Here is a 5,535-nt window from a genome sequence, read left to right as displayed (position 1 = left end):
ATTAAAAAATGATGATAATAAAGAATATATAAAATATTTATAAAAAATAAAAAAGTTAATATTAAAAAATTTAAAAATTTTTAAAAATAGAAAAGTTAATATAAAATTTAAATATATTACTATATATTTAAAATTTAAATATATTACTATATATTTATATTATTACTATATATTACTCATAATTAATATGTATTAGGATATACATTTACAAGTTGTTTTTAGATTAATTATTGTTTTCTAATATTTTTTTAAGTTCAGATACATCTGATTTAACTTTTATAGGAGGAGTAGATGCTTTTATTGCAGTATCAGGATCTTTCAATAAATGTCCAGTTACTACACATACAATTTTTTCACCTTTATCAATTACTCCAGATTCTCTTAGTTTTTTAAGACCTGCGATTGATGCTGCTGAAGCTGGTTCTATACCTATTCCTTCTTTTCTACCTAATAACTTTTGAGCATCTAATATTTCATCATCAGTGACTGTTTCTGCATAACCCTCAGAATCATATATTGCATTTAATGCTTTAGTATAACTTACAGGATCCCCAATTCTAATAGCTGTAGCTATTGTTTCAGGATTTGTAATAGGATCGATTTTCATCGATTTTTTATTAAAAGCGTTTACTATTGGAGCTGCTCCAACAGCTTGAATTCCAGTCATCATAGGTTTATCTTCAATATAACCTGCATTATAAAATTCACTTATTCCTTTCCAAATAGCTGAGATATTTCCAGCATTACCTACAGGTAATATTATTCTATCTGGAGATTCCCAGCCTAAATCATTAACAATCTCAAAACCAATAGATTTTTGACCCTCAAGCCTGTATGGATTTATGGAGTTAAGAAGATACAAGTATTTCTCTAAAGCTAACTGCGAAACTGTTTTTAAAGCTTCATCAAAATTACCATCTACCGATAAAACTTCCGCACCATGAAACATCGCTTGAGCCAGTTTTCCAAGTGCCACCTTACCTTCAGGCAAAAGAACAATAGATCGAAGCCCTGCACGAGCCGCATATGCTGCAAGTGATGCTGAAGTGTTACCTGTAGAGGCACATCCCACAGTATCTACTCCTAATTCCATTGCTTTTGTGACGCCAACACTCATACCTCTATCTTTAAAGCTTCCAGTTGGATTAGATCCTTCTACTTTAACATAAAGATCTACACCTAAATCTTCTCCAATTTTATTACATTTACAAAACGGAGTTCCACCTTCATCTAAACTAACAATTTTCTTCTCATCAACAGGCATAAATTCTTTATATTTCCATAATGTGTTTCTTCTACAATCAAAAGTATTTTTAGGAACATCCACATCTATTTCCACTTCTAATACAGAACCACATTCATCACAAGTATAAATAATCTCATTATTTTCAAATGCTTTACCGCAAGATACACATTTTATCATTATTATCACTTAACAATTATCTTATGAATTAATCTATAGTTTACTAGTTAATAAAATGATAGTGTTTTTAGTGTTTTTACAAAATAGAATACCAATATAGGATTAATCTATAAAAACAGATAAAATAGCTATTAAATTATCAACAAGATAAATTCTATAATAGATTATATTAATATGATTATATAATATATAGAATATAATTATATTATGTAATTATATAATAAGTTATATTATAAATTTACTATTTTAAATATAAGAAGAATAGTTTATAAAAAGTTTTATTTAAACAAAATAGTTTAGTCATTATAAAAACATGTAGAAGTAGCTAATGTAATAATTAAAAAAAGAAATAAATTAATGTAAAAAATCAAAAATAGTCTTTGCAATAGATAAAGTCAAATTTGCCTCAATAACTGCAGCTATTAAAATCATTAAAACAGAAACTGCAAGTAATATAAATGATTGAACTAATTTACGGAAATTTTTATTATATGAGTTCTTTATCAATTCAATTATATTATTAATACTATTATCAGTACTATTCATAAAATTAAGTATAATATCTTTAATAAACAATATACAAAAGATAAGTAAAGTAAATCCAGCAGCACCTGCAATGATTATTCCAGGAAGCTCAAGAATACCATGAGGCAAAACTAAAATTGAAAAAGATAATAAATTTGACCCACTAGCATAATATCCAATAAATAAACCATTATAAGCAAGTAGTGCAATTGCAAAGATTCCAAGAAAAATAGCTAAGTAATATAATGATAAAGCAACTTTAACATTATTTAAAAATATTCCACCAGTCTCTAACTTTATTTCACCACTAGTTACCTGATCTTTAAATGAATTTATCATAGGATCTAAGAATGAGCTAAATGCATCATGGAAATAATAGCCTAAAAACATAGGTATTACAAAAATAAGAGTTGCAAATAGAAGTATGAACTTATTTTCTACAAAAGCCAATCGAATTTCATTTAATAAGAAATTAATGTAATATTTGTTGTCTTTTCGCACAATTTCACCGAATGCTTTAGTTAGTTTATTAAATACTTATTTTATTAATATTATTTAGTTTATTGATTATTTAGTTTATTATAATAAATTATTAGCTATTTCTATTGCATTATCTCGTTTAATAGCTATTTTTTCAAACATTTCTTTCATCATTGAAGCAGTCATTGCTTTGCAGTCTCCACAAAGTAAAATTCCAGATTTACAATCATCATAAACTTTTTTCAAATCAGAATCATTATCCATTAAATGATATACTAACATTTCATATATTACACATTTATCAGGACAACCTCCTAACTTTTTCTGTTCATCTAAACTTTCTCTTCCACCAGTTTTGGATGTTTTAACTTTCTTTTCCGCAAGTTCAGGTGAATCATTTAGGAAAATAGCTGTTTTTGGTTTACTACTAGACATTTTTCCACCAGTTAAACCAGTTATAAATCTATGATAAGTTGAAGCAGGAGTCACGAATTTTAATTCTTCTTTAAATCGAATAGCTATGTCCCTTGTAAGCCTTATATGAGGATCTTGATCTAATCCAACTGGAACAATCGTTGTCTTTGGCATTCCAAGCTCTTCACTTTGAGGTAGAAGAATATCTGCAACTTGAACTATTGGAACATAAAGATGAGCAATGTTTGTTCCATTTTCAAATCCATAAATTGCTCGCATTTCACTAAAATTTACTTTTTTAGATAAGGTAAATGCTAAATCTTTAAGAATTTCATTTTTAGATTGAAGATAAACATTAATATTATCATTAGTTAAATCTAATCCAAGTGCAATATAATTAACTAAATATTCATTAATAGCTATTTCTCTTGCCTCATCAAATGGAATTCCACGTGCAGCATATGATTCCATGTCTGCAATAGCTATTGATAGTTTGCCCCCATTTTTAAAATACCAATTTAATTGGTCAACAATCATTTTATGACCAATATGCATTTTTCCACTAGGCATCATACCAGTGACTACTGAAAATTCCTTTTTCTCAGATATTATTTTAGCTATTTTATCGAAATCCCTATGACCGAATATAATTCCTCGTTTCATAAGTAAATGAGGATTTTTAATATTATTTAAAACATCTGAAAATTGTTTAATCCCAAACTGATTCACTACTTTATCATAATCTAGTGATGTTGCTCCCCATGGATCCATTGAAAAACCACCTACAAACTTAATAGTATATTAAAATTAAAAAATGATTTGATAATTCATGACACCTAATTAATAAGTATACCAATAATTGAATAATATGTTGATTATTTAACTAATTATTTTTTACATAGAAAATATATTTTTTAATTAACATGCCAATATTATTTATACAATACAAATATTAAATATATAATAAAATATAACTTGTACATTACTAATGTTAACTAATATATAATTTAATTATGGTCGTGTCCATTTAATTTTATAATAAGTTAAATCACCATCTTCATCAATAACTGCAAGCAATAATCTTTTTTTAACACCATGTGCTACTCTTGCATAGCTAGAAATGTTAGATATTTCTAATTTATCAAATTCATGTAAGATTTTAACAAGATACTCCGAATGACCCTTTCCAGGAACATTTCCTCTCTCATAAAGACGGAATTCTGAACCATATTTAAAACCTGCTTTTATTATGTATCCTCTATCTTTAAGGTCTCTGAAAACAAGGTATTTAGAATATAAATCTCTTTCTCGAACTATTTTTTTAAGATCATCAAACTGAATACTCTCTTCATTTTGATATACCTTTAAACGATTCTTTTCCAGCAGATATAATGCTTCGATAAGAGATAAATCCAAAACATTATTTTCTAATTTGCCAAAATAGCTTTTCTGATTTAGAGATATTGCTTTTTGATTTGACTCAGCAATAGTTATAGATACTGTTTCGTCTAATAATTCTCCATACATAACTACACCAATATAAGTATAAGTAATAATATAATTAAAAAAATATTAAGTTAATGAATAAAATTAATAACAAATAATATTATTTTATTAATTTATTTAAAATTAATTTTATTAATTTATTGATAAATTTTGATTCATTAAATAAAAGTTAATATAAGTTTATAAAAATAATTTTGTTTAAACACTAATTTTTAATTTCTTAAAGATTAATAAACATGATGAATTAATCTTATTATATAGAATATATTAATACCATTAAATATATAAACCATTTTATTATTTAGAAATAAATATAATTAATATCAATTATGATTTTTAATTAAATTTAGATATAGGTAATATATTTAAAGTACAGCATAATTTGAAAAGGTTTAAAGAGCAATATTATGTTTGGAGAATTCAAACTATTAAAAAAGGAAAGAGAGATCTCTAAAAACACCCTAAGAGATATTTTAAAAAATATAGGTAAAACCATTTCTATTATGGATTTAATGTTAGCTACGACCATCCTTAGAGAAGAAGGAAAGTATGTTCAAAAAGGATATAGGGAAGAATATTTAGAAATTTATGTAAAATTCTTTATAATGAGAGTTAAAGATATTAATGAAGATAAAACAGATTATAAAGATAATATTGATAAAAAAGAATTACTTGAGTCTATTGAACTTCTAAAAAATCAAAACCAAGAAAATGATGATAGATTAAACACAAAATTCCCAATTATATATACAATAATTAGTTTATATACAACTTACATTTTAGAAGAACCAATACATCCTGTAGGAACCCCTTTTCCAGGTAATTTAAAAGTTACTGCTGAAGACAACACTTATTATTGTCCAGTTAAAGAAAATAATAAAAACAATCCTAGTGCAGTTTGTAAATTCTGTATTGCAGAGCAAAGCAAACTTTAAAGAAGATATCCTGATAACAATAAAGACTCATATGCATAGATTAAATATTATCCAGAGATTGAAATGAAAGTTCTCAAAGAAAGAGGGAGTAAAAAGGTTCAAAATATGAGCTATTTTTGTTTTTATTAGGAGATCTTCCATAATTCATTGATTAGTTAATTGATACTTATTGGCTTATATTATGATGATGAAGTAATATTAAGTTAAAATAAGGATTATTATTTAGTTTATTGGGTTTTAAGTGATTTATCT

Annotated in this window: 5 protein-coding genes; 1 reads left to right on the top strand and 4 read right to left on the bottom strand. The window is 25.5% G+C overall.

The window, feature by feature from the left end; translation table 11 throughout:
• Nucleotides 1-223 precede the first annotated feature (223 nt).
• The 4 genes from thrC to endA form a co-directional block, all read right to left on the bottom strand.
• Nucleotides 224-1,423, bottom strand: coding sequence for a threonine synthase (gene thrC / locus MBFIL_RS02095; RefSeq protein WP_066971031.1), 1,200 nt, complete (start codon nt 1,421-1,423; stop codon nt 224-226).
• A gap of 354 nt (nt 1,424-1,777) precedes the next feature.
• Complete coding sequence (locus MBFIL_RS02090; protein WP_084266261.1) at nt 1,778-2,449, bottom strand: stage II sporulation protein M; 672 nt, start codon at nt 2,447-2,449, stop codon at nt 1,778-1,780.
• 78 nt (nt 2,450-2,527) lie between these two features.
• Nucleotides 2,528-3,613, bottom strand: a complete 1,086-nt coding sequence (locus MBFIL_RS02085) for a tryptophan--tRNA ligase (protein WP_066971029.1) — start codon at nt 3,611-3,613, stop codon at nt 2,528-2,530.
• A gap of 240 nt (nt 3,614-3,853) precedes the next feature.
• Nucleotides 3,854-4,369, bottom strand: a complete 516-nt coding sequence (gene endA, locus MBFIL_RS02080; RefSeq protein ID WP_066971028.1) for a tRNA-intron lyase — start codon at nt 4,367-4,369, stop codon at nt 3,854-3,856.
• 386 nt (nt 4,370-4,755) lie between these two features.
• Here endA and MBFIL_RS02075 point away from each other — a divergent pair, with 386 nt between their 5' ends.
• Complete coding sequence (locus MBFIL_RS02075; RefSeq protein WP_066971026.1) at nt 4,756-5,283, top strand: DUF2115 domain-containing protein; 528 nt, start codon at nt 4,756-4,758, stop codon at nt 5,281-5,283.
• Nucleotides 5,284-5,535 lie beyond the last annotated feature (252 nt).

The sequence above is a fragment of the Methanobrevibacter filiformis genome (genome assembly GCF_001639265.1).
In the GTDB taxonomy this organism is placed as follows: Archaea; Methanobacteriota; Methanobacteria; order Methanobacteriales; family Methanobacteriaceae; genus Methanacia; species Methanacia filiformis.
The sequence above is the reverse complement of the archived record's forward strand: the minus strand, read 5'-3'. Positions and strand labels throughout refer to the sequence as shown.

Excerpts from the sequence above, each read along its gene's own strand:
- MBFIL_RS02075 (WP_066971026.1), top strand. The coding sequence starts at position 4,756 with ATGTTTGGAGAATTCAAACTATTAAAAAAGGAAAGAGAGATCTCTAAA.
- MBFIL_RS02085 (WP_066971029.1), bottom strand. The coding sequence starts at position 3,613 with ATGGATCCATGGGGAGCAACATCACTAGATTATGATAAAGTAGTGAAT.
- endA (WP_066971028.1), bottom strand. The coding sequence starts at position 4,369 with ATGTATGGAGAATTATTAGACGAAACAGTATCTATAACTATTGCTGAG.
- thrC (WP_066971031.1), bottom strand. The coding sequence starts at position 1,423 with ATGATAAAATGTGTATCTTGCGGTAAAGCATTTGAAAATAATGAGATT.